Genomic DNA, 2461 nt, shown 5'->3' on the forward strand with positions numbered 1-2461 from the left:
CACCCGCACCCGCACCCGCACCCGCCCACGGCACGCCCTCACCCGTCGGACGACGATCAGTAGCAGCCCTCTTGGAGCCGACCGGGTTGCGGGGTGACGACGCAGCGGTCACCTGCCTCATGGCCCCAGCCGGCCTCAGGAGCCACCGCCGTCGACAGTGGCCACCGGGTGAGCCATGATGAGGCGCCGGAACGTCGAGGCGGCGAGCGAACGGGGAGTGACATGGCGGGCGCCCTGATCTGGTCGCTGATCCTGGCACTGGCGTCCTGCGGCATCGTCGTCGCCGCCGTGCACACCTTCCGTCGGTACCGTGCGGGCCTGCGCCTGCAGGCATCGGGCACGGAAACGACCGGCCAGTGCACCTCGTTGTCATGGCGCCAGGACGACGTCTCCGTGCGCTTTTCCTATGCCCTTCCGGATGGCACGGAGTACGAGGCGGATTCGTTCCCCCTGGCACGCACGTCCGTCACACCGGGCAGCACGGTGTCGGTCGTGTACGACCCCGCCTCGCCGACAACGGCGGAACTGACGGAGTGCCTGGAGCGCGCCGTGCGTTCTCGCCGGCGCACCCTGCTGGCGATCACCCCCCTGCTCGTCATGTTCGCCGCCCTCGACGCGTGGACCGCCCTCGCGCTCTTCGTCTGACTATTCGGCGTCCTTTTCCACACTTGCCCCTGGCCGTGCCACGGCCAGGGGTATTTCGTCGGCCTGTTCCAGTCAAGGAGGATTCCCATGGCCTCGACCACACCGCCCTACGACCCGGACCAAGTCCGTCTCACAGCGGCTCAGCAGGCTCAGCGCACCACTGCTTCCGTACTCGCGGCGCAACTGCCGAAGCTCAAGGCGGAATGGATCAAAGACGTCCAGGCAACCGCCGTCAAGAGCGACTTCCAGGCCGCCGCCCTCAGCAGTCAGTTCTTCAAGATGGACCACTCGCTCTTCAAGTGGGACGAGAAGGGATTCACCTTCGCGGGCAAGCAGATCGGTCCCAACTTCTCACTCCAGGGCCTCATTCACGGCAGGAGCGACAAGGCTGAGAAAGCCGCGAAGAAAGTAAAGGACGCGCAGGAGGCGCAGGCTGCGGAAGAGGCACGGAAGAAGGAGAGGCAACGAGTCGAGAAGTTCGAGGACGAACTCAAGCGGCACGTCCGGAACGCCCAGACCACGGCTCGGCACGCGCAGGACGACGCACGGAAGGCGCAGGCGGACGCCCGGCGCGCGGACAACCTTCTGCGCAGTGCCAGCGGCAGCGCCCGGCTGGCGGCGGACAACGCCACCCGCGCCAATCAGGCCCTCACCTCGCTCGAGAAGCGGGTCAAGACACTGGAAGGCTCCCTCTGACCCGGCCGGCCAATCGCCTGCGCCGCACGCGATACCCAAGGAGATAACCGCATGTCCCTGATACAGAAACTGCGCACCGCCGACGGCGCCTTCGGGCGCTTCTCCGCGGCGGCCGGCCGGGCGAACACATCCGTCGGCCGCACGGCGGGAGGCATCGCCAAGTTCAACAGCACGCTGGGGAAGCTGCAGTCCTCTCTGGCGAAGAACGAGAGCGGGGCAGGGAAGTTCAAGAGCGCCCTCACCCAGGCAGACGGCTCGCTCGTCAAATCCAAGTCAGGCACGGACAGGCTCAAGTCCGCCCTCGACAAGCTCAGGTCCTCCGCCGACAAGACCAAGACCGCCCTCCGCGGAGTCAAGCAGCAGGCCGACGCCGTGGAGAAGTCGGTCGGCCGGGCCGGGAAGAACGCCGACAAGGGCGGGAAGTCCATGGGCAACCTGGGCAAGGGGCTCAAGGGTGCCTCGCTCGCTCAGCGAGGCCTGAACCTCGCCATGATGGCCAGTCCGTTCGGGCTGATCATGGCCCTTCTCGCGCCCCTCATCGCCCAGTTCGTCAACATGGACAAGGTCGCCTCAGTGGTCAAGCGCGGCCTCGTCGCCGCCTGGAGCGCCATCAAGAGCGCCTCCCAGTCGGCCGCGAGGATGCTCGGGCCGCTGTTCAAGGGCGTCGTCAACGGGTTCCTGCTGCCCTCGCGGATGCTGGTGCGCGGGCTCAACATGCTCATCGGCTCCCTGAACCGGGTGAAGATCAAGGTCCCCGACTGGGTGCCCGTCATCGGCGGCAAGGGCTTCGCGTTCAACCTGCCGACCATCCCCGTGCCGGCGCTCGCGCAGGGCGGCATCGTGCAGGCCCGTTCCGGCGGCACGCTCGCGCTGATCGGTGAGGCGGGCGAGCACGAGGCCGTCATCCCGCTGTCCAAGCTGGAGCGGATGCTGGGCTCGGGCAACGGGCTGCGCGCGCTCACCTCCGCCGTGGAGCGGCTCGCCGACCGGCCCGTCGTGGTCCAGGTCGACTCGCAGGAGATCGCCCGCGCCGTGTTCCTGGGGCAGCGGCAGCTCGCCAGGCGGTAGCAGCACCCCCGTTCACAGCAGTCGATGGCACCGGCTTCCCGCCGCCATCGGC

General features: G+C 68.1%; 3 protein-coding genes. All 3 read left to right on the forward strand.

What is annotated here, in order from left to right; genetic code table 11:
* Positions 1 to 222: 222 nt before the first annotated feature.
* Positions 223 to 645, forward strand: a complete 423-nt coding sequence (locus FNH04_RS44800; RefSeq protein ID WP_152791966.1) for a DUF3592 domain-containing protein — start codon at positions 223 to 225, stop codon at positions 643 to 645.
* A gap of 87 nt (positions 646 to 732) precedes the next feature.
* Positions 733 to 1341, forward strand: a complete 609-nt coding sequence (locus FNH04_RS44805; RefSeq protein ID WP_152791967.1) for a hypothetical protein — start codon at positions 733 to 735, stop codon at positions 1339 to 1341.
* A 51-nt stretch (positions 1342 to 1392) separates the two neighbouring features.
* A complete protein-coding gene (locus FNH04_RS44810; protein ID WP_228032012.1) occupies positions 1393 to 2409 on the forward strand; it encodes a hypothetical protein in 1017 nt (338 codons plus the stop codon).
* Positions 2410 to 2461 lie beyond the last annotated feature (52 nt).

Source organism: Streptomyces phyllanthi, from assembly GCF_009377205.1.
Classification (GTDB): domain Bacteria; phylum Actinomycetota; class Actinomycetes; order Streptomycetales; family Streptomycetaceae; genus Streptomyces; species Streptomyces phyllanthi.